Below are 19,871 nucleotides of genomic sequence, written 5' to 3' on the forward strand. Positions count from 1 at the left end.
GTCGCACAGCTTAACCGCGAAACTTTACCAGTCCCTTGACGCGCCGGCAGGCGGTTTCTCAGGCGGCAGCTTTCCTTTTGAGCCTCCACGCGTGCAGAAGCGGTTCGGTATAACCGCTCGGCTGCTCCACGCCCTTGAAAATCAGGTCTTTCGCCGCGCTGAAGGCAGCGCCGTCCCGGTTTTCGAGCAGCGGCTCGTAGAAGGGATCGCCCGCATTCTGCTCGTCCACCTTGGCGGCCATCCTGTGCAGCGCATCCATCACCTGTTCCTCGGTGATAACCCCGTGGAGCAACCAGTTCGCGATGTGCTGGCTCGAGATGCGCAGCGTCGCGCGGTCTTCCATCAGGCCGACATCGCCCAAGTCGGGCACCTTGGAACAGCCCACGCCCTGATCGATCCAGCGCACCACGTAGCCGAGCAGGCCCTGGCAATTGTTGTCGAGTTCCTCGCGGATTTCGTCGTCCGTCCAGTTGGTGCCTTCGGCGAGCGGGATGCTCAGCAGCTCGTCGATCTTGGCCGCATCGCCCAGCCCCTTCTGGATCTCGAACACATCCTCGCGGTGATAGTGGATCGCGTGGAGCGTCGCCGCGGTCGGGCTCGGCACCCATGCGGTATTGGCACCTGCACGCAGATGACCGATCTTCTCGATCATCATCTGCCCCATGAGGTCGGGCGCGGCCCACATGCCTTTGCCGATCTGAGCGCGGCCCGACAGGCCATGCGCCAGGCCGATGCCGACATTGCGCGCCTCGTAAGCCTTGAGCCAGGCGGAGTTCTTCATCTCGCCCTTGCGCATCATCGGGCCGGCACGCATCGAGGTGTGGATCTCGTCACCCGTCCGGTCGAGGAAGCCGGTGTTGATGAAGACGATCCGGTTCTTCACCGCGTGGATACAGGCGGCAAGGTTGGCCGAGGTGCGACGCTCCTCGTCCATCACACCGACCTTGATCGTGTTGCGAGGCAACTCGAGCAGGTCCTCGACCGCATCGAACAGATCATTGGTGAAGGCGCATTCCTCGGGCCCGTGCATCTTGGGCTTCACGATGTAGATGCTGCCTTTCCGGCTGTTGCCGTACTTGCCCAGCCCCGCGACGTCCTGCGCCGAGATCGCGCTGGTCATCACCGCATCGAGAATTCCCTCGGGGATTTCCTTTCCATCCCACAGCATCGCGGGATTGGTCATCAGGTGACCGACATTGCGCACGAACATCAGGCTGCGCCCGGGCAGCGAGTGCTCCTTCCCCTCGCCGTCCTTGAAAGTGATATCTTCGGAGAGCGCGCGGGTTACGGTCTTGCCGCCCTTGTCGAAACTTTCGGAAAGGTCGCCCCGGATGATGCCCAGCCAGTTGCGATAGGCGAGCAGCTTGTCCTCGGCATCGACTGCCGCGACCGAATCCTCGCAGTCGGCGATGGTGGTTAGGGCTGCCTCGAGGACGATATCCGAAATGCCTGCCTTGTCGGTCTTGCCGACCGGGTGATCGCGGTCGAACTGCACTTCGATGTGAAGCCCGTTGTTGCGGAACAGCAGCCCCTTTTCGGTGTGGCCGACCCACTGGCTTTCGTCCTCGAGCTTGCCGTCGTGCTCGTCGGCGAGATCGACCCAGCTCTGGTCAACAAGCGGCAGGGTCTCGTCGAGGAACTTGCGCCCTGCAGCGATCACTGCCGCGCCGCGTTCCTCGTCGTAACCGCCGGGCTTCGCTGGCGGCGCGTCGAGCGCGTCCGTGCCGTAGAAAGCATCGTAGAGGCTGCCCCAGCGCGCATTGGCAGCGTTGAGCAAGAAGCGCGCGTTGAGGATCGGCACCACGAGTTGGGGGCCGGCCATGGTTGCGATCTCGGGATCGACATTCTCGGTGCCGATGGTGAAATCCCCCGGCTCAGGGACGAGATAGCCGATTTCCTCGAGAAAGGCGCGATAGGCAGCCGCGTCATGCGGCTGGTCAGCACGCTCCACGTGCCAAGCGTCGATCTTCGCCTGCAGGTCCTCGCGCTTCTCGAGCAGCGCGGCATTGCGCGGCGCGAACGAGCCGAGCAGCTGTGCAAAGCCTGCCCAGAAAGCGTCCGCATCGCGGCCCAGCGGCGGCAGGACGTCGGTTTCGACAAAAGTGGCCAGCGCCGGGTCGACCTCGATACCGGCGCGCGTCACGTAATTGGTCATGGAACTCCTCTGGGAAAGCGATTGGCTTCGTGATGTGGACCCGGGGAGGAGTGGCACGACCTATGCCGCCAGCCGTTGACGAATGCAAGGCGCGGGGTGGACTTGGAAGCGCGTAAGTCTAAGGAAGTTGCCAATGAAACCGGATATGCCCTCGCAAGCGCTTTTGGACGCCGTGGATGCCGACACGATGCTGGCCGAGGTACAGGATTGGGCCGCGATCAATACCGGCACGGCCAATATCGATGGCCTCAAGACAATGGCCGGTGTGCTCGCCGATGCGTTTTCCGCGCTGCCCGGCGAAGTCGAACTCGTCGATCCGGCTATCGTGACCGCAATTTCCGCCGAAGGGCGCGAGTTTGAGAAGCCGCACGGCCAGCACTTGGTGCTGCGTGTGCGTCCCGAAGCGGAGCGCCGCTTCGTCCTGACCGGGCACATGGATACGGTATTCCCCGTCGACCACCCCTTCCAGGAGACCAAGTGGCTCGACGACGAGACGATCAACGGTCCCGGCACGGCCGACATGAAAGGCGGGCTCAACGTCATCCTCCACGCGCTGAAGACCTTCGAGACGATCGAGGGTTCGAACCGCGTGGGCTATGACGTGATGGTCAATTCGGACGAGGAAACCGGCAGCCTCGCCAGCCGCGGCCTCATCGAGGAACTGGCGCGCGGGAAATACGCCGCGCTGACCTATGAACCTTCCGCCCTGCCCGACGGCACGCTCGCCCATGCGCGCGGCGGCACGGGCAATTACTCGATCACCATCACCGGGCGCAGCGCCCACGCGGGCCGCAACCCGCACGAGGGGCGCAACGCCATCGTCGCCGCCTCAGACCTCGTCCTGCGCATCAAGGCGCTCGAGGCCGAGGACATCACTGTCAATCCCGCCAAGATCGAGGGCGGCGCGGCCAACAATGTCGTGCCAGACCTAGCGATCCTGCGCTTCAACATCCGCCCCAAGTCGACCGATGCGATGAACCGCTTCGACGGCGAACTCGATGCGATCCTTTCGATGATCGAGAGCGAGCACGAAGTCGGCATCCACCGCCACGGCGGTGTCACCCGGCCGCCCAAGCCGGTCGACGAGAAGGCCCAGCGCCTGTTCGACCTCGTCAAGACATGCGGCGCCGAGCTCGGCCAGCAGATCGGCTGGAAATCGACCGGCGGCGTTTGCGACGGCAACAATATCGCTGCCACCGGCGTCCCCGTGGTCGACACCATGGGCGTGCGCGGCGGAGCCATCCATTCGCCCGACGAATTCATGATCGTACCTTCGCTCCGCGAGCGCGCTGCATTGTCCGCGCTGGTGCTGACGAAGCTATCCACCGGAGACCATTTGTGACCTTTCGCCTGCGCGCCGCGCATCTTTCCGATCTCGAACACCTTTACGAGATGGCCAAGCTTACCGGCGGCGGCTTCACCAACCTGCCGGCCGACAAGTCTGCGCTGACCAAGAAGCTCGAGCGTGCGGACGAGGCATTCTCCCGCACCGGAGACGAGCTCGGCGACGACGTGTTCACGCTGGTCCTCGAAAACACCGAGACGGGTCAGGTTCGCGGCACTTGCCAGCTGTTCACCCAGGTCGGCCAGCAATGGCCCTTTTATTCCTATCGGCTCAACACGCTGACCCAGCACAGCCAGGAACTCGACCGCACCGTGCGCGCCGAGCTGCTGAGCCTCGTCACCGATCTCGAGGGCTCCTCCGAAGTCGGCGGATTGTTCCTCCATCCGGGCGAACGCGCAGGCGGACTGGGCCTGTTGCTTGCGCGGAGCCGCTATCTCTTCATCGCCATGCATCGCAGCCGCTTTGCCGACCGCATCCTCGCCGAACTTCGCGGCGTGATCGACGATCGTGGCGGTTCGCCCTTCTGGGACGGAGTGGCAGGGCGCTTCTTCGGCATGACCTTCCAGGAAGCCGACTATTTCAACGCCATCAACGGCAACCAGTTCATCGCCGACCTGATGCCCAAGCATCCGGTCTACGTCGCCATGCTCAACGAAGAGGCCAAGAAGGTCATCGGCGTGCCGCACCCGACGGGCCGTGCCGCCATGCGCATGCTGGAAAACGAGGGCTTCGCCTACGAAGGCTATGTCGACATTTTCGACGGCGGCCCGACGATGACCGCGCGCACGGACAACGTGAAGAGCGTTGCAGAAGCACGCCCGGCGAAGGTTTCGGCAATCGATCTCGATATCGGCGAGCGCGCGCTGGTTGCGACCGGCGAACTCGGTAGCTTCAAGTCCGCCTATGGCATGCGCGAATTCCGTGAAGACGACACCATCGCCATCGACGAGGTCTGCGCCAAGGCCCTCGACGTCGGCGTCGGTGACACCGTCTGGAGCGTGGCGCGATGAGCCTCGTCGAGATCAATTTCGACGGGATCGTCGGCCCTTCGCACAATTACGCAGGCCTCAGCCTCGGCAATATCGCCAGCGCGAGCCACAAGGGCGACACCTCCTACCCCCGCGCGGCTGCGCTGCAGGGCATTGCCAAGATGCGTTCCAACATGGCGCTCGGCCTCGCACAGGGCTTCCTGCTGCCACTGCCCCGCCCCAATGGCGATCTCATCCGCGGCCTCGCGATCGACGAGACTGCTCCGCGCCAGTTGCTCGCCGCCGCATGGTCGGCCTCGAGCATGTGGACCGCCAATGCCGCCACCGTCAGCCCCGCGCCCGATACGGCAGATGGCCGCTGCCACCTGACCCCGGCCAACCTCGTCACCATGCCGCACCGCGCGCAGGAGTGGCAGGACACGCAGGCGCAGCTCGCCATCGCTTTCGGCGACGAAGAGCATTTCACGATCCACGACGCCGTCCTTCCCGCTTTCGGTGACGAGGGCGCGGCAAATCACATGCGCTTTTGCGAGGGTCACGGCGCGCCCGGTGTCGAGGCTTTCGTCTGGGGCCGCCAGGGCGGCAAGTTTCCCGCGCGCCAGCACGAGCAGGCCAGCCGCGCCATCGCGCGCCTCCATGGTCTCGATCCGGACAAGTGCGTCTTCATCGAGCAGAACCCCGAGGCGATCGAAGCCGGCGCCTTCCACAATGACGTGGTCTCCGTGGCGAACGAGCGCGTGCTCTTCACCCACGAGCGCGCCTTCGCCGATCAGAAGGGTGCATACGAGGCGATCCGCGCAGCCTTCCCCGCGCTCGAAGTGGTCGAAGTCCCGGAAAGCGCGGTCAGCCTCGAGGAGGCGATCCGCACCTACCTGTTCAACGCGCAGCTGCTGACCCTGCCCTCGGGCGAAATGGCTTTGGTTGTGCCGAGCGAATGCCAGGAAAGCGCCAGCGTCTGGGCCTATTGCGAGAGCATGCTCGCCGGCAACGGCCCGATCCGCAAGGTCATACCCGTCGATGTGCGCCAGTCTATGGCCAATGGCGGCGGCCCTGCCTGCCTGCGCCTGCGCGTCGTCGCGGACCCGGCGACGATCGACCAGCGCTTCATGCTCGACGAAGCCAAGGCTGACCGTATCGAGGCGGTGATTGCCGAGATGTGGCCGGAAACCATCGATCCTGCCGATATCGGGACCGAAGAACTCGCGCACCGCGTTATCGAGGCGCGCGAAGCCCTGTTGACTGTCCTATCCTTGGACACCCTCGCCTAAACATGGTTCATAAAAGTTAACCACCTCGACTCTGCGTCGGGCGTTCTTACACTCGGCTCTGGATTAACCACGCGAATCGGCAGGAACGTGTTTGTGGCACGTTCATTGCAATTCAAGAGGTTAAGAAAGGAGCATCCGCCAACCATGTGGCAGAAGGTCAAAAGGCTATTCGTGATCAAGACGCGCTTCGAAGCGTATCTGATCATCTATGCCCTTGCCCTTGGCGCGATGACCCGCGGAGCGCACTACACGGTCGAGTATCCCGGAGTGGGCGGTTACCTGCTGTTTGCGGCAACTGCCGGCGCGGTATTCCTGGGCGGCGCGAAGATCCTCGACGCTATCCGCTACGAGCAGGACGCGAAGAAGGCCGAAGAGGCCGAGCCGCCCGCTTCCGACTGATTTTCCGACATTTTTTTGAAGGTGGGGGTTTCTGTTGCTAGCTACCCCCGGAGCCCCGGAATCCGCTTCTGTTGCCCGGTGGGTCCAACCGCGCTTTAGCTTTGTAAGATCAGGGCGTTAGCCCGTCAGATTACGCTGCGAGAGCGAGTGCTTCGTTATCGTTGGCACTTGTGTGTTGTGAACAGTTTTACGGGTTACTCAGCCCGGGCGAAAACACAGTCTTTCAGCACACGTCGATCCTAGTTCGGCCCCGTCAAAAACCGCGTATTTACCGCGGGTTATGGTGGAGCCGCCGGGTACTGCCCCCGGGTCCGTTGTACCTATTGCACAGCGCAATTTATCGCCATAGCCGGCCGAAACCGGCAGAACCCATATAGCGATCCATCGCTTAATGTGAAGTGTACCCCTCCCCCCGCAAGGAAGAGGGGTTCTCACTCAGCCCATCGGGCCCTTGTCGGGAGCATAATCGGGGCGCGCAGCACGCAGCTCGTCGCGGATTTCCTTGAGCAGGTCGAGCTCGGTCGGACCCGCGGGCTTTTCTTCCGGCTTGTCTTCGAACTCTTCCATCACCTTCTTGGCGTAGCGCACCAGAAGGAAGATGATGAAGGCCAGGATCAGGAAGTTGATGATCGCCGTGATGAAGCTGCCGTAGCCGATCATTGCTGCGCCCGCTTCCTGCAGGGCGGCATAATCGTCGAGCGGTCCGTCGTACCCTTCGGGCGTGCTCAGCAGGACGAAGTAGCGCGAGAAGTCCGCGCCGCCGAAGATCGCGCCGACCACGGGCATGATGATCTCGTCAGTCAACGATTTGACGATGGTGGCGAATGCGCCGCCGATGATGACCGCGACCGCAAGATCGATCACGTTACCCTTGGCGATAAATGCCTTGAAATCACTCAGCATAGACAGTCCCTCTCGCAACCCTGTTTGAGGGCGGAAGTTGTTGCATGACAATTCTATGCTCTCAAGGTCTGCATTCCTTGAATGCACAGTCTGGCGTGCTATCTAGATAAGACAGTTTGAAAGGGGAACTTCCGACATGAACCGCATAATCGCCATCCGCACTGCCTTGCTGGGCGCCTTCGCCCTCGCGCTCTCGGCTTGCGGGATCAATTCGGTCCCCGAGAAGGAAGAAGTCGTCAACGCCCGTTGGGCAGATGTGCAGAGCGCCTACCAGCGCCGCGCCGACCTTGTCCCGAATCTCGTCTCGACGGTCCGCGCCGCTGCAGGCTCCGAAGAGGCAATCCTGACGCAGGTCATCGAAGCCCGCGCGCAGGCGACCTCTACTACGATCAATACCGGCGATCTCGGAGATGCCGAGAAGTTCCGGCAGTTCGAACAGGCTCAAGGCAATCTCGGCAGCGCTCTCAGCCGCCTGATGGTCGTGGTCGAACGTTATCCCGAGCTGCAGAGCCAGCAACGCTTTGCCGATCTGATGGTGGCGCTCGAAGGCACCGAGAATCGGATCGACGCCAGCCGCACCCGCTACAACGAGGCCGTGCGCGTCTATAACACTGCAATTCGCACCTTCCCCGAAACCATCGGTGCGAACATCATCCACGGTGCAGAGCCCAAGGAAACCTTCCAGGCCGATGCCGCTGCTCAGACTGCGCCGACGGTCGATTTCGGAGACATGGATCCGGGCGCCAGCGGCAACTGAGCGCCTGGGACCACACAAACGTGCAACGCCTGATCCTGCTATTTGCGCTGGTTCTGGCGGCCCTCGGGTCGCCGGCGCTGGCGCAGGACTATCCCCCGCGTCCCGACGGTCCAGTCTATGACGGCGCCGACCTGATCCCGGCTGTCGAAGAAGAGCGGCTGGCGCAGAAGCTCACCGACTATAATCGCGCCACCGGCCGCGCCATCGTGGTGGCGACCGAGCCCACCACCGGCGGCATCGACACGCAAGTCTATGCCCGCGGTCTTGCCGAGACCTGGGATATCGGCGGAGCGGAAACCGAGCAGGGCGTGTTGCTCTATATCGCGCGTGACGACCGGCAGATGTGGATTTCAACATCGCGCGGTGTTCAGGGAACGCTGACCGACATCTCATCGGGCAGGATCGTGCGTAACACGCTGCGCCCGGCCTTTCGCGAAGGCGATTTCGCCGGAGGCATCGACCGGGCAGTCGACCAGATGATCGAGCGCCTGGATATGGATCCCGCGGACGCCCGGGCCATTGCGGAAGCAGAGGCCGCGGCAGAGCGCGAGCGCGGCGACCGGGGCGGCGTACCCATCGGCGGACTCATCTGGTTCGCCTTCGTATTCTTCTTTTTCATCCTTCCCGCATTGCGCGGGCGTGGCCGGCGCAGGCGCTATCGCCGCGGGCCTTGGGGCAATACCGCACGCGACATCATCCTGTGGGAGGCCGGCAAGGCCATCGCGCGCGGGATCGACAGTTCAAGCCGGGGCAGCAGCTGGGGCGGCGGTGGCGGTTTCAGCGGAGGCGGCGGTTTCGGCGGCTTTGGCGGCGGAGGAGGCGGCTTCAACGGCGGCGGCGCCGGAGGGGGTTGGTAATGGGATATCTGACGCGCGAGAAGCACGCGGTCGTCACACAGGCGGTCGCCGAGGCGGAGAGCAAGACCAGCGGCGAGATCGTGACTGTCCTTGCCGACCGTTCCGACGGTTATACCGACGTGATTCTGGTTTGGGCGGCAGGGTTCGCCTTCACGGCCATGAGCCTGTTCGCAGCCTTCCCCGAACCTTTCCTCAATCTCTGGGACAATCTGGTCGGCGGCTGGGGTACAGACTGGACCACGGGCGGTATCGCGACGGCCACCATCCTGCTCGGCCTGCTTACCTTCGCCTCTAGCTGGCTCCTTCTCTCGATCGACACTCTGCGGTTTCTCTGCATCCCCTCGCCGGTCAAGGAAGCGCGAGCGCATGATGCGGCAATCAGGCATTTCAAGGTCGGCGCCGAGCGGCGCACGCACGGGCGCACCGGAGTACTGCTTTACCTCTCGATGCGCGAGCACCGTGCAGAGATAGTCGCCGACGAGGCCATCGCGACCCGCGTTCCGGCAGAGGTATGGGGCGAGGCGATGGTGGACATGCTCGCCGAGGTCTCGAAGGGCTGCATCGCCGAGGGGCTTGCGGCCGGCGTTCGCGATGTCGGGATCGTGCTCGCGGAGCATTTCCCGCGCGATGCCGACGACCAGAACGAATTGCCCGACCGCCTGATCGAGGTCTGACTAGATGAGTGCACCCGACAATGACGCGCCGGTCGAGATCGTCTGGCAGGGCAAGTACATCACCACCAAGAAGCAGGGCCGCTGGGAATATGTCGCGCGCTCACGCGGGATCCGCGCCGCTGCTATCCTCGCGGTGGACGAAGAGGATCACGTCCTGCTTGTCGAACAGTATCGCGTGCCGCTTGGCCGCAACTGCCTGGAATTTCCGGCGGGCTTGATCGGTGACGATGATGGCGAGGAAGACGAGGACGCGCTCACCGCAGCAGGACGCGAACTCGAAGAGGAGACCGGCTACCGCGCCACTGTGCTTGAGGACATGGGCACCTATTTCTCCTCGCCGGGGATGGTCAGCGAAAGCTTCACGCTCGTACGCGCACGTGGGCTGACGAAGGTCGGCGAAGGCGGCGGGGTCGGGGGCGAGAACATCACCGTGCACCGCGTGGCGCGCAGCGATTTGCCCGAATTCATTGCTGCAAAGCGCCGCGAGGGTTGCGGCATCGACGTGCGTGTGCTCACGCTCCTCGTGCAAGGATTTATCGAGGGAGAGTGAGAATGGCAGGTCGTTGCAAGGGCAAGCTGGCGCTGGTCACCGGCGCGGCGCAGGGACTTGGCGCGGCGCATGCGCGCAGGCTCGCGGAAGAAGGCGCAAAGGTGCTGTGCACCGACATCAATGGTGACGGCGCGGAAGCGACTGCGGCGCGCATCGTCGAGGAAATGGGCGCAGGACACGCGATCGGCGTGCAGCACGACGTGACCGATCCCGATGCCTGGGAACGCGTCGTGGGCGTGGCCGAGAGCGAGCTCGGCGGATTGAATGTGCTGGTCAACAACGCCGGCATCGGCGTCGGCGGCAATATCGAGACCTGCAAATTCGAAGACTGGCAGCGCTGCTTCTCGGTCAATGTCGATTCCATCTTCCACGGCTGCCAGAAGGCGCTGCCCCTCATGCGCGAACACGCGCCCGGATCGATCATCAACATCTCAAGCATCGCAGGCCTGATCGCGAGCGACACCATGCCCGCCTACAATGCCAGCAAGGCGGCCGTGTGGATGCTGTCGAAATCGATCGCGCTGCACTGCGCGAAGAACCGGATGGATATCCGCTGCAACTCGGTGCACCCGACATTCGTCGACACGCCGATCCTCGATGGGACGGCGCGCAATCACAATCTCGACAAGGATGTGCTGATGGAAAAGCTCGCCCGTCAGATCCCGCTCAAGAAGGTCGGCGAACCGGACGATATCGCCAATGCGGTGGTTTATCTCGCCAGCGACGAGAGCAAGTTCATGACCGGTGCGGAGCTGAAGCTCGACGGCGGTATCTCGGCCATGTGAGGATTGCAGGCCTTCTGCCTGCAAGAACGAAGCCCGACCCTTCTCGCCCGATCCCGGACCGTTTGTCCGGGATGATGCGGAAGGATCGAACTCAGTCTGCGATCAGTGCGATCGCCAGGTAGATGAGGATGAAGCTGCCGAAGCCGAGCAGCGTGCCCAGAACGAAGGCGACGCGGACCCAGGTGGTATCGATGCCGAAGTAGCGGCCGATGCCCGAGCAGACACCCATCACTTTGCCATTGCGACGGTCCAGACCGAACTTGTTGCTCGGGCGGACGGTGTTGTCTTCGCGGAACTTGAGGTCGTTCATGCGATCACACCTCCGGGCGTGGCGGGAATGATGGCGGTGGCGAAGAATGCCGCCGACAGGGTAAGCGAGAAGGCTGCTGCGAAAAGCTTGCTGCCGTATTTTTCAAAGTCGAACATGATTCCTTTTCCTGTGTTCTAAAGTGCGATTGTCGTGCCGGTTCAGGCGATGACAGGCGTTGCGGGGACGATAGCCATGGCCATGAAGAAGCCCGTGGCGGCGAGTGCGAAGACCGAAGCGAAAGCGCGGTTGTCGGAAACGTTGAAAGCAAACATCTGGATAAACTCCCTTGAAATCTTGGTTGATCACCGGCCCATCCGGTGGACACCCCAAGCATTGCAACGGGCGTGCCAAAATCGAAAAACGGCGGAATTCAGCCATTCTTAACTGAACAGGCGGACCGGGTTTCGTTCATCAATACGAAAGGTTGGTGAAATTTCCCAACATTTGGAAAGCACCTTTGCAGTGGCGGCCCCGTGGGCCCCGCGCTAGGGATTTTCCCACCCCATGCTCGACCGCATCTCCCTCACACGTTTCCGTAATCATGCCGCGACGGAGCTCAGCGAGACCTCGCGTTTCAACCTGCTCGTGGGCGAGAACGGTGCAGGCAAGACAAACGTACTGGAGGCCCTCTCCCTTCTCGCGCCAGGCCGCGGGCTGAGACGCGCTGCTCTTGCCGACATGGTCCTGCACGACGGGACAGGCGGCTTTGCGATCGGCAGCGACCTCGCACAGGAGGATGGCGATCCCGTCCGTCTCGGCACTTATACCGAGAACGAGCACCCGAACCGGCGCAAGGTTCGCATCAACGGCGCGGAGAGCACCGCCGCGGCACTCGGTGAATGGCTGGCGCTTACCTGGCTCACGCCCGCAATGGACGGGCTGTTCACCGGCCCTGCCGCCGATCGTCGCCGCTTCATGGACCGCATGGCGCTCGCACTCGATCCGGCACACGCCTCGCACGCGACCCGTTATGAAGCGGCGCTGCGCGAGCGGAACCGGCTCTTGTCCGACGATCGGGCTCCTGAAAGCGCCTGGCTCGATGCGATCGAGGCGCAGATGGTCGAGCATGGTGGCCGCGTGATTGCCGGACGCGCGTTGCTGGTCGACACGCTGATGAGCCGCATCGCGCATATGCCGAGCGAGCCCTTTGCCCGCCCCGCACTTACCTATGCACCGGGCGGCACCGACACGGCCGAAGCTTTGTCGCAGGCTCTATATGACGGGCGCGCACGCGACCGGGCAGCGCAGCGCACCCTTTCAGGCCCGCATCGTGACGAGCTGGACGTGGTCCACGCCGCCAAGCGCGTCCCTGCAGCGCAAAGCTCCACCGGCGAGCAGAAGGCCATGCTCGTGGCCATCACCCTCGCCCACGCCGCACTCGCAGCGCAGGGGCGCTCGGGCATCCTCCTCCTCGACGAAGTTGCGGCCCATCTCGATCCGGTCCGCCGCGCGGCGCTGTTCGAGCAGCTCGCGGCAAGCGGCGCGCAGGTCTGGATGACCGGCACCGAACTTGCCCCGTTCGACAGCATCGCGGGCGATGCCGCGGTCTGGAAAGTCTCCGGTGGGAGTGCCAGGCGGCTCTAGCCCTGCTCGGGCAGAGCGGCCTGCACATCGTCCAGCGTATCGGCGACAAGCCTGTCGATCCCCTCGGCTGTCGGATGGATCCGGTCGGATTGGAACAGCTCGGGCGACTGGTAGATGCTTTCGAGCCAGAAAGGCACGAGCTCGGCATCATATTCTCCCGCCAGCTCGCCGTAGAGACCATCGAATTCCTGCTGGTATTCCGGTCCATAATTCGGCGGCGAGCGCATGCCCATGAGCAGGACGGGGATGCCGCGGCTCTGCAGTTCGGCCAGCATGCCCTCGAAATTCTCGCGCGTGGCTGCTGGCTGGATGCCACGCAGCATGTCGTTTCCACCCAGCTCGAGGATGAAGAGATCGGGCTTCACAGGCTGCTGGTCGAGCAGGAAACCGATGCGCTCCAGCCCTCCCGAACTCGTATCGCCCGAAACACCGGCGTCGACGACGGTGGCGTTGATCCCTTCCTGCCGCAGCGCGCGCTGGAGACGCTCGGGATAGCCCTCGTGCTCGGCAAGGTTATAGCCCGCGAAAAGGCTGTCGCCGAAAGCGATGATGCGCACTTCGGGCCCGTCGACGACGATCTCCTCGGGCGCCTCGCTGCCCGTCTCTGCGGCTTCGGCGCTGTCCGCTTCCTCGACTGCGCCGCCACAAGCGGCAAGTGCGAGGGCCATGAAGGGTATCGACAAACTACCAAAGCGCATCGGCAAGCTTCCTTGTGCGAGTGTGGGCCATCTGCCATCGCAGCCGCGTGAATACTTCTCAAGATGCGATTTGCGCACGCGACCTGCGCCTAACCCTGGGATCCACCGAAGCACCGGTGGAAATCCTGAAAGGCCTCGACCTCACCATCGGCAAGGGGGAGACCGTGGCGCTGCTCGGACCCTCCGGTTCCGGCAAGAGCTCGCTCATGGCGGTGCTCTCCGGCCTTGAACGGGCAACCTCGGGCACGCTCAACGTGGCGGGCGAGGATTTCGGGACGATGGACGAAGATGCCCTTGCCCGCGCGCGCCGCGGAAGGATCGGCATCGTGCTGCAGGCCTTCCATCTCCTACCGACCATGACCGCGCTCGAGAATGTCGCGACCCCGATGGAGCTGGCCGGCGAAAGCGATGCACAGGAACGCGCGAAGGCAGAGCTCGAGGCTGTCGGCCTCGGCCACCGTCTCGATCACTATCCTCAGCAGCTTTCGGGCGGCGAACAACAGCGCGTGGCCATCGCGCGCGCCATCGCACCGCGCCCCGACCTGATTTTCGCCGACGAGCCCACCGGCAATCTCGATGCGGCGACCGGCCATGAAATCGTCGAGCTGCTGTTCAGCCGCCGCGAGGAAACCGGCGCCACCTTGCTGGTCATCACCCATGATCCCGAGCTCGCAGACCATTGCGAACGCGTTCTGACGCTCGGCGACGGCAGGATCGCGAGCGACACCGCAGACAAGTCGCGCGCGGCATGAGCTGGGCCACCGCCTGGAGGATCGCGCGCCGCGATCTCAATGCCCGCTTCAAGGGGCTGCGGCTCCTGCTGGTGTGCATCTTCCTCGGGACGGCAGCGCTTGCTGCCATCGGCTCTCTGACCGCGGCGATCGAGCGCGAACTCGCGGCGAACGGACAGGCCTTCCTCGGCGGCGACGTGCAGGTCGAGCTGTGGCAACGCTCACTCAACGAAGAGGAGCTGGGCGCGCTCGAAGAGCTTGGCACCGTGTCCGAAGGCACGCGCATGCAAGCGATGGCGCGCAAGGACGATATCGCCGCACCGATCGAACTGAAGGCGGTCGACGGCGCCTATCCGCTTTACGGCACGCTGCTGCTCGACGGCGGACGCGAGGCCGACGCCCCCTCGGGCAACGAGGCCTATATCGCACCCGGTGCGGCCGACAGGCTCGGCGTTGCTCCCGGAGACACCATTGCGATCGGTACCGAAACGCTGACGGTTGCGGGCATCATCGAGGACGAACCGGACCGCCTCGGCGAAGGTTTCCAGCTTGGTCCGACGATCATCGTCTCCGAAGACCTGCCACAAAGGGCCGGACTTCTCGCGCCCGGCGCCATGTACCAGAGCAAGACCCGCGTCGCGCTCTCCAGCCCGGGCAATCTCGAACAGATCGAGGAAGACCTCGAGGCGCGCTTCCCCGAATCGGGCTTCGACATCGATACGGCAGAACGAGCCGCACCGGGTACTGACAGGTTCGTGGAACGGATGAGCGAATTCCTGACCCTGGTCGGCCTCGCTGCTCTTGTGATCGCGGGGATCGGCATCGGGGGCGGTGTTTCGTCCTACCTCGATGCCCGCCGCCAGTCGGTCGCAACACTCAAGGTATTGGGCGCCGGGAGCAGCGATATAGCGCGCATCTATGCGCTCCAGATCTTCGCAGCCGCCGCTGTCGGCAGCCTTGCCGGCCTTGCTGTCGGCGTGGCGGTCGTGCCAATCCTCGCGCAGGCGCTGGATGGGCTCCTGCCCGTCAATGCCGGCTTCGTGATCGATCCGGGCGCGCTACTGCTGGCCGCCACTTATGGCCTGCTTGTAGCGCTGATCTTCGCCGCGCCGCCGTTGATGCGCGCGCGGCATTTCCCGGCCATGGCGCTGATGCGCGCCCGTGTGGCGCCGCTCGTGCGCGACAAGTCGGCGATCGTCGTCGTGATCCTCGGCCTCGCGGCCATCGTCGGCCTTGCCCTCTTCACCTCGAGCCGCCCGTTGCTCGCCGGAGGCTTCCTTGCCGGGGCCGCAGTTGTCCTCGGCCTCCTCGCACTGCTCGGCTGGGCGATCCGCAAGGGCGCCGCCGCCTTGCCCCGCACCGGCAGCCCGATCGCGCGCGCCGCCATCGCCAATATCCACCGGCCGGGCTCCAGCACCGGCGCACTGGTGACTGCCCTTGGCTTCGGCCTCGCCGCCTTCGTGCTCCTCGCCGCGATCCAGAGCTCGATCGATGGCAATATCGAGAAGCGCGTGCCCGAACAGGCGCCCGACTATTTCGTGCTCGACATCCCGCGCGAACGCGAAGGCGATTTCCGCGACCTCGTGACACAGACGGATGAAGACGCGCGGGTAACAGCCGTTGCCGCGCTGCGTGGCTCCGTGCTCGCATTCGGCAGCGAGGGCGACATGACCCGCACTTCCAGCCTCGAGGAAATCCCCGACGGCGCATGGGCGCTGCGCGGCGAGCGCGGCCTGACCTATGGCGACACGCTCCCCGATGGCGACGAGATCGTCGACGGCGAGTGGTGGGGCCCGATGTACGAGGGCGAATACCTCGTCAGCATCGAAGACGATTTTGCGGAAGCGGCGGGGCTCGAAGTCGGCGACAAGCTGGTCTTCGGCGTGCTTGGCGCGGAAATCGAGACCCGGATCGCCAGCACGCGGCGGATCGATTGGGAGAGCATGGGCTTCAACTATGTCTTCGTACTCAGCCCCAATGCCCTGCGCGACACTCCGCACAACCTTGCCGCAACGGTCGAACTGGCAGAGGGAACGCCGACCGGCCCGCTTCTCCAGTCGCTGGTTCGCGAGTTCCCGTCGACCTCGGTCATCGAAGTGGGTGGTGTCCTCCAGCAGGCACGCACGATCCTCGAGCAGGTGGGCCTCGCAACGCTCGCAGCGGCCAGCGTTGCCGTCCTCGCCGGACTTGCCGTGCTGCTTGGCGCAATTGCGGCTGCGCGGGCCTCGCGGACATACGACACGGTGGTGCTGCGCGTCCTCGGCGCGGATCGCGGGCAGGTGCTCAAAATGCAGCTGGTCGAGTATGTCGTGCTGGCGGGTGCACTGGCGCTCGTGGCGCTCGGCCTCGGCAGCCTTACCGCATGGCTCGTCGTGACCCAGCTGTTCGAATTCGACTGGCTGCCCGACTGGATGGAAGTCTTCGCCGTGCTCGGCTTCGGGCTTGCCATCGTCCTCCTGTTCGCGATCGGCGGCTCGCTGCCGCTGCTTCGCGCCAAGCCGGCACAGGCGCTCCGGGCGCTCTAGTCCCTGCGCACCGGCGCGGCCGGGGGCGGGATATAGTCGAATTCAGGGTCGCGCCGCGGTGGTGGCGGCTCGCGCCCCTTGGGATCTTCGCCATAGATCGTCTCGAACGGCTGACCGTCCTGCAAGAGCCAGATCAGCCCGACGATCGTCCCGATCCAGGGGATCAGCACGACCAGGTACCACCAGCCCGAACGGCCCGTGTCGTGCAGGCGGCGGATCGACAGTGCGAGGTGGACCCAGCCGAAGAACAGGAACAGCGGCAGGCCGACCCACATGAGGAAGCTGTTGGCGTCTTCGCTGAGCGGCGGGGCGTCTTCGACCAGCGCCTCGCCAGCCTGCTGTTCGGCCATGGGAAACAGCGTGTCGGCCAGCGCGAAAAGGGCGATCCACAAAGCGAAGAGCGCAAGCGAGAATATCCAGAACTCGCGGCGCCGCGAACGTCCCTTGAAGTCCGTCATTCGCCTGATCGGCACTATCAACCAATTGGTCATGGCAACCCCTCCTGCCCGTCACGCTTGTAGCGCGAAGTCGCACATGAAAAAGGGGGCCCGAAAGCCCCCTTCCCCAAATTCATATCTGTCCGCTTTCGCGATCAGAACTTGAAACGGACAACGCCGCCGTAGGTGCGCGGTGCGCTCGGGTAACCCGAGATCGTACCAGCCTGCGCAACACCGTCGAAGATGGTCAGGATGTACTCATCGTCGAGCAGGTTGCGGCCCCACACGCCGACTTCGAGGCCATTGTTGAGGGCCAGCGTCATCGAGCCGTTCACCAGGTTCACTTCACGCTTGAAGTTGTTCGGACCTGCGGTCGGCAGGCCGTTGGTGTTGATCAGCTCGTTCGACTCGTGGCTGTAGTCCACGCGGGAGATCAGGCGGGTGCCGTTGAACCACTCGTGCGTGTAGGTCGCGCTGGTCGAGATCGCCCAGGACGGGATGCCGCCCGGACGCAGGCCCGTGAGGTCGCCCGTCGGGCTGTCGGTGAAGCTGTCGAACACCGGATCGAGGTGGGTCGTCGCGAAGGTGAAGACGAGGCCGTCGGTCGGCTGGATCGTGGTGTCGAGCTCGAAACCACGAACCGACTGCTCGCCGGCGTTGTTGAGCTGGAAGCCCGTGCCGGTGAACAGGAATGCCTGGAAGCCTTCGATGGTCTGGTCGAACACCGCGAGGTTGAAGCCGAAGCCGTCCCACTGACCCTTCAGGCCGATTTCATAGACCTCGGCATTTTCCGGGCCGGCGAAACGTGAGCCGGTGGTCAGGTTCGGAACCGCCAGGCCACCGTTGAGGATCGGCGAGGACGGAGCCAGGATCGTCGAGTTGAGCGGCCCCGGGATGTAGTCACCGAACAGCGGACGGCTGTCACGCGAGAGGTTGACCGAGCTCGCCTTGAAGCCCGTGGCGTAGCTGAGATAGCCGTTCACTTCGGGCGTGATCTCGACCGAAGCGCGGGCCAGCCAGGTGAACTCGTCGTCACGCGTCTTGCCGTCTTCCACGGCGTTCGGGACTGCGAGGAAGGGCGGCTGGAACTGGAACGGACGAAGCGCCAGCAGCGGGTTGGTTGCCGGGTTTGTTGCGGCACCCGCGATCTGGCCGAACAGGACCGGGTTGGCCGCTGCGAAGGCACCGATCACTGCCGGATCGGTCGAACCGATGGCACCGGCGATGAAAGCATCGACGAGGTTGATGTTCGCCAGTTCGTCATAGGCCTGCGCCGAAAGAGCGAAGTCCTTCTTGTCGTCGGTGTAGTTGAAGCCGCCGGTCAGGGTCAGGCCATCGATCGGCTCGAAGTCGACCGTACCGAAGATCGACCAGGACGTGTTGTCCATGGCGAAGTTTTCGGTGGTGAGCAGGCCTTCCGAGAAGATGCTGTTCTGCGGCAGGCCAAGAGCAGCTTCGACGCCGTTGAAGACCATCGGATCGCCCGCCAGCAGCGAGAAGAAGGGACGCGCCTGCGAACCGGTGTTCAGCTGGCTGTCCTGCGTGATCGATTCGTCGAAGTAGTAGCCGCCCAGCAGGAAATTGACCGGTCCGTCGAAGTCGGAGCTGATCCGCAGTTCCTGCGTGAAGGTATCGACCCTCTGGTCGCGGATTTCGTTCACGATGTCGGCGCTGGTGAAGTCGACGTCCTGATCGACGAAGTTCTTCAGTTCGCGATACGAAGTGATCGAGGTCAGCGACAGGTCACCGAACGCCCAGTCGAGCTGACCCGAGACGCCGTAGTTGTCGACTTCGTTTTCGGGGATCTTGTTGAGGAAGATGTCGTAGCTGAAGAAGTCGGTGTTGAGCGCGCCGCCCACGCCGAACACGGCAGGTGCCGTGGGGCCGGCGACGAGCGTGCTGACAACGCAGCATGCTTCGTCGATCTTCGAGTAGTCGCCGATCAGGCGGATGCTGATGTCCGAAGTCGGCTCGATCAGGAGCTGGCCGCGTGCCGCCCAGCGGTTACGTTCCGAAACTTCCTCGTCGAGATTGACGATCGTGCCGTAGCCGTCGCGCGTGTTGTAGCTGCCGTCGATCGAGAACGCGATGGAATCGCTGATCGGACCGGTCACGTCGCCCTTGACGACGAGAGCGTTGTAATTGCCGTAGCTGACTTCGGCCGAGCCGCCGAATTCGAACTGCGGCGGACGGGTGACGACCGAGATGACACCGGCCGAAGCGTTCTTGCCGAACAGCGTCGATTGCGGGCCGTTCAGGACTTCGATGCGCTGCACGTTGGGAAGGTCGGACAGTGCCGAGGCAGAGCGCGAGCGGAACACGCCGTCGATGAAGACGCCGACCGAAGGCTCGATGCCGAAGTTGTTGTCGCCGTTACCGAAGCCGCGAATGATGAAGGTCGAGGACGACGAGTTCTGCAGCTGGCTGACGCGCAGCGAGGGGGTGACCGTCTGGAGGTCGAGAACGTCGCGGATCTGTGCCTGCTCGAGGGTCTCACCGCTCGTCACGGAGACCGAAATCGGGGTTTCCTGCAGCGTCTGTTCGCGCTTGGTCGCGGTCACGACGATGATATTGCCGGTGTCCTGCTCTTCGGTTTCGAGCGGCATCTGGTCGGCGTCGGGATCAGCGATCTCCTGGTCCTGCGCATGGGCTACGCTCGGAAGGGCGATAGCGGTTGCACCGGCCAGCAATGCGGCCCGGAGGGTCGTATTCTTGAAATTCATGTAAAGGCTTCCTCTCACAGAAACTTGCGTTTTGAACTGCTGCGCAGTCCCCAAAATCACGCAGTGGCAAGGAATTATTCGTGTCGACGCGCCGCAACAAGGGTGAAGCGGCATACCTATGCAAGACACTTATTAGTGTGCCTTTCGAGTCACACCCCAACCTGCTGCGCAGGCGCACTTG

Annotated in this window: 20 protein-coding genes and 1 other RNA gene; 12 read left to right on the forward strand and 9 right to left on the reverse strand. The window is 63.8% G+C overall.

Annotation, left to right across the window (positions count from 1 at the left end; all coding sequences use genetic code 11):
- Nucleotides 1-58: 58 nt before the first annotated feature.
- Entirely contained in the window at nt 59-2,155 is a 2,097-nt protein-coding gene (locus K3163_RS10420; RefSeq protein WP_221554173.1) for a malate synthase G, read from the reverse strand.
- A gap of 133 nt (nt 2,156-2,288) precedes the next feature.
- Here K3163_RS10420 and K3163_RS10425 point away from each other — a divergent pair, with 133 nt between their 5' ends.
- The 4 genes from K3163_RS10425 to K3163_RS10440 all read left to right on the forward strand — a co-directional run bounded on the left by K3163_RS10425 (nt 2,289) and on the right by K3163_RS10440 (nt 6,156).
- Entirely contained in the window at nt 2,289-3,497 is a 1,209-nt protein-coding gene (locus tag K3163_RS10425; protein ID WP_221554174.1) for a hydrolase, read from the forward strand.
- Nucleotides 3,494-4,510, forward strand: coding sequence for an arginine N-succinyltransferase (locus K3163_RS10430; RefSeq protein ID WP_221554175.1), 1,017 nt, complete (start codon nt 3,494-3,496; stop codon nt 4,508-4,510). The genes K3163_RS10425 and K3163_RS10430 overlap by 4 nt, the downstream gene beginning before the upstream one ends.
- On the forward strand, nt 4,507-5,757 hold the full coding sequence (locus tag K3163_RS10435; RefSeq protein ID WP_221427963.1) for an N-succinylarginine dihydrolase: 1,251 nt from the start codon (nt 4,507-4,509) through the stop codon (nt 5,755-5,757). Before K3163_RS10430 ends, K3163_RS10435 begins: the two co-directional genes overlap by 4 nt.
- 144 nt (nt 5,758-5,901) lie before the next feature.
- A complete protein-coding gene (locus tag K3163_RS10440; RefSeq protein ID WP_221554176.1) occupies nt 5,902-6,156 on the forward strand; it encodes a hypothetical protein in 255 nt (84 codons plus the stop codon).
- A gap of 57 nt (nt 6,157-6,213) precedes the next feature.
- Here K3163_RS10440 and ssrA read toward each other — a convergent pair.
- Nucleotides 6,214-6,558, reverse strand: a transfer-messenger RNA (tmRNA) gene (gene ssrA / locus K3163_RS10445).
- Nucleotides 6,559-6,591: 33 nt separating this feature from the next.
- Complete coding sequence (gene mscL / locus K3163_RS10450; protein WP_221427961.1) at nt 6,592-7,059, reverse strand: large conductance mechanosensitive channel protein MscL; 468 nt, start codon at nt 7,057-7,059, stop codon at nt 6,592-6,594.
- Nucleotides 7,060-7,195: 136 nt separating this feature from the next.
- On the opposite strand from mscL, the gene K3163_RS10455 reads away from it, so the two are divergent.
- Genes K3163_RS10455 through K3163_RS10475 form a run of 5 tightly spaced genes read left to right on the forward strand, consistent with a single transcriptional unit; the run spans nt 7,196 to nt 10,682 of the window.
- On the forward strand, nt 7,196-7,816 hold the full coding sequence (locus tag K3163_RS10455; protein WP_221554177.1) for a LemA family protein: 621 nt from the start codon (nt 7,196-7,198) through the stop codon (nt 7,814-7,816).
- A 20-nt stretch (nt 7,817-7,836) separates the two neighbouring features.
- Nucleotides 7,837-8,673 (forward strand): TPM domain-containing protein, encoded by an 837-nt coding sequence (locus tag K3163_RS10460; RefSeq protein WP_345719727.1) that lies wholly within the window; start codon nt 7,837-7,839, stop codon nt 8,671-8,673.
- Nucleotides 8,673-9,347: a TPM domain-containing protein gene (locus tag K3163_RS10465; RefSeq protein WP_221554178.1), complete on the forward strand. Its 675-nt coding sequence runs from the start codon at nt 8,673-8,675 to the stop codon at nt 9,345-9,347. The genes K3163_RS10460 and K3163_RS10465 overlap by 1 nt, the downstream gene beginning before the upstream one ends.
- A gap of 4 nt (nt 9,348-9,351) precedes the next feature.
- Nucleotides 9,352-9,897, forward strand: coding sequence for an NUDIX hydrolase (locus K3163_RS10470; protein WP_221554179.1), 546 nt, complete (start codon nt 9,352-9,354; stop codon nt 9,895-9,897).
- A 2-nt stretch (nt 9,898-9,899) separates the two neighbouring features.
- Nucleotides 9,900-10,682 carry an SDR family oxidoreductase gene (locus K3163_RS10475; RefSeq protein WP_221427957.1) on the forward strand — a complete coding sequence of 261 codons (783 nt, stop codon included), beginning with the start codon at nt 9,900-9,902 and terminating at the stop codon, nt 10,680-10,682.
- A 91-nt stretch (nt 10,683-10,773) separates the two neighbouring features.
- On the opposite strand, the gene K3163_RS10480 is transcribed toward K3163_RS10475, so the two are convergent.
- Genes K3163_RS10480 through K3163_RS10490 form a run of 3 tightly spaced genes read right to left on the reverse strand, consistent with a single transcriptional unit; the run spans nt 10,774 to nt 11,264 of the window.
- Nucleotides 10,774-10,992, reverse strand: coding sequence for a PspC domain-containing protein (locus K3163_RS10480; RefSeq protein WP_221427956.1), 219 nt, complete (start codon nt 10,990-10,992; stop codon nt 10,774-10,776).
- Entirely contained in the window at nt 10,989-11,108 is a 120-nt protein-coding gene (locus K3163_RS10485; protein ID WP_221427955.1) for a recombination protein F, read from the reverse strand. Before K3163_RS10485 ends, K3163_RS10480 begins: the two co-directional genes overlap by 4 nt.
- Nucleotides 11,109-11,150: 42 nt before the next feature.
- Complete coding sequence (locus tag K3163_RS10490; protein WP_221427954.1) at nt 11,151-11,264, reverse strand: recombination protein F; 114 nt, start codon at nt 11,262-11,264, stop codon at nt 11,151-11,153.
- A 232-nt stretch (nt 11,265-11,496) separates the two neighbouring features.
- Here K3163_RS10490 and recF point away from each other — a divergent pair, with 232 nt between their 5' ends.
- On the forward strand, nt 11,497-12,576 hold the full coding sequence (gene recF, locus K3163_RS10495; protein ID WP_221427953.1) for a DNA replication/repair protein RecF: 1,080 nt from the start codon (nt 11,497-11,499) through the stop codon (nt 12,574-12,576).
- On the opposite strand, the gene K3163_RS10500 is transcribed toward recF, so the two are convergent.
- A complete protein-coding gene (locus tag K3163_RS10500) occupies nt 12,573-13,244 on the reverse strand; it encodes an arylesterase (protein WP_247710085.1) in 672 nt (223 codons plus the stop codon). The two genes, recF and K3163_RS10500, sit on opposite strands and share 4 nt — an antisense overlap.
- A 77-nt stretch (nt 13,245-13,321) precedes the next feature.
- Here K3163_RS10500 and K3163_RS10505 point away from each other — a divergent pair, with 77 nt between their 5' ends.
- A complete protein-coding gene (locus K3163_RS10505; protein ID WP_221427951.1) occupies nt 13,322-14,026 on the forward strand; it encodes an ABC transporter ATP-binding protein in 705 nt (234 codons plus the stop codon).
- Nucleotides 14,023-16,530, forward strand: a complete 2,508-nt coding sequence (locus K3163_RS10510; protein ID WP_221554180.1) for an ABC transporter permease — start codon at nt 14,023-14,025, stop codon at nt 16,528-16,530. The genes K3163_RS10505 and K3163_RS10510 overlap by 4 nt, the downstream gene beginning before the upstream one ends.
- Here the strand turns inward: K3163_RS10510 and K3163_RS10515 are convergent.
- Both K3163_RS10515 and K3163_RS10520 read right to left on the reverse strand, forming a co-directional pair.
- The gene (locus tag K3163_RS10515) at nt 16,527-16,988 is read right to left on the reverse strand and encodes a DUF805 domain-containing protein (RefSeq protein WP_221554181.1); all 462 of its coding nucleotides are present in this window, start codon (nt 16,986-16,988) and stop codon (nt 16,527-16,529) included. The two genes, K3163_RS10510 and K3163_RS10515, sit on opposite strands and share 4 nt — an antisense overlap.
- Before the next feature lie 134 nt (nt 16,989-17,122).
- Nucleotides 17,123-19,690, reverse strand: a complete 2,568-nt coding sequence (locus K3163_RS10520) for a TonB-dependent receptor (RefSeq protein WP_221554182.1) — start codon at nt 19,688-19,690, stop codon at nt 17,123-17,125.
- Between the last annotated feature and the right edge of the window lie 181 nt (nt 19,691-19,871).

This window comes from Qipengyuania xiapuensis, from assembly GCF_019711395.1.
GTDB lineage: Bacteria > Pseudomonadota > Alphaproteobacteria > Sphingomonadales > Sphingomonadaceae > Qipengyuania > Qipengyuania xiapuensis.

What these genes read in the sequence shown, in the direction of transcription:
- K3163_RS10510 (WP_221554180.1), top strand. Translation starts at nt 14,023, where the DNA reads ATGAGCTGGGCCACCGCCTGGAGGATCGCGCGCCGCGATCTCAATGCC.
- K3163_RS10520 (WP_221554182.1), bottom strand. Translation starts at nt 19,690, where the DNA reads ATGAATTTCAAGAATACGACCCTCCGGGCCGCATTGCTGGCCGGTGCA.
- K3163_RS10500 (WP_247710085.1), bottom strand. Translation starts at nt 13,244, where the DNA reads ATGGCCCTCGCACTTGCCGCTTGTGGCGGCGCAGTCGAGGAAGCGGAC.
- recF (WP_221427953.1), top strand. Translation starts at nt 11,497, where the DNA reads ATGCTCGACCGCATCTCCCTCACACGTTTCCGTAATCATGCCGCGACG.
- K3163_RS10420 (WP_221554173.1), bottom strand. Translation starts at nt 2,155, where the DNA reads ATGACCAATTACGTGACGCGCGCCGGTATCGAGGTCGACCCGGCGCTG.
- K3163_RS10440 (WP_221554176.1), top strand. Translation starts at nt 5,902, where the DNA reads ATGTGGCAGAAGGTCAAAAGGCTATTCGTGATCAAGACGCGCTTCGAA.
- K3163_RS10435 (WP_221427963.1), top strand. Translation starts at nt 4,507, where the DNA reads ATGAGCCTCGTCGAGATCAATTTCGACGGGATCGTCGGCCCTTCGCAC.
- K3163_RS10475 (WP_221427957.1), top strand. Translation starts at nt 9,900, where the DNA reads ATGGCAGGTCGTTGCAAGGGCAAGCTGGCGCTGGTCACCGGCGCGGCG.
- K3163_RS10465 (WP_221554178.1), top strand. Translation starts at nt 8,673, where the DNA reads ATGGGATATCTGACGCGCGAGAAGCACGCGGTCGTCACACAGGCGGTC.
- K3163_RS10490 (WP_221427954.1), bottom strand. Translation starts at nt 11,264, where the DNA reads ATGTTTGCTTTCAACGTTTCCGACAACCGCGCTTTCGCTTCGGTCTTC.
- K3163_RS10455 (WP_221554177.1), top strand. Translation starts at nt 7,196, where the DNA reads ATGAACCGCATAATCGCCATCCGCACTGCCTTGCTGGGCGCCTTCGCC.
- K3163_RS10480 (WP_221427956.1), bottom strand. Translation starts at nt 10,992, where the DNA reads ATGAACGACCTCAAGTTCCGCGAAGACAACACCGTCCGCCCGAGCAAC.
- K3163_RS10470 (WP_221554179.1), top strand. Translation starts at nt 9,352, where the DNA reads ATGAGTGCACCCGACAATGACGCGCCGGTCGAGATCGTCTGGCAGGGC.
- mscL (WP_221427961.1), bottom strand. Translation starts at nt 7,059, where the DNA reads ATGCTGAGTGATTTCAAGGCATTTATCGCCAAGGGTAACGTGATCGAT.
- K3163_RS10485 (WP_221427955.1), bottom strand. Translation starts at nt 11,108, where the DNA reads ATGTTCGACTTTGAAAAATACGGCAGCAAGCTTTTCGCAGCAGCCTTC.
- K3163_RS10515 (WP_221554181.1), bottom strand. Translation starts at nt 16,988, where the DNA reads ATGACGGACTTCAAGGGACGTTCGCGGCGCCGCGAGTTCTGGATATTC.
- K3163_RS10425 (WP_221554174.1), top strand. Translation starts at nt 2,289, where the DNA reads ATGAAACCGGATATGCCCTCGCAAGCGCTTTTGGACGCCGTGGATGCC.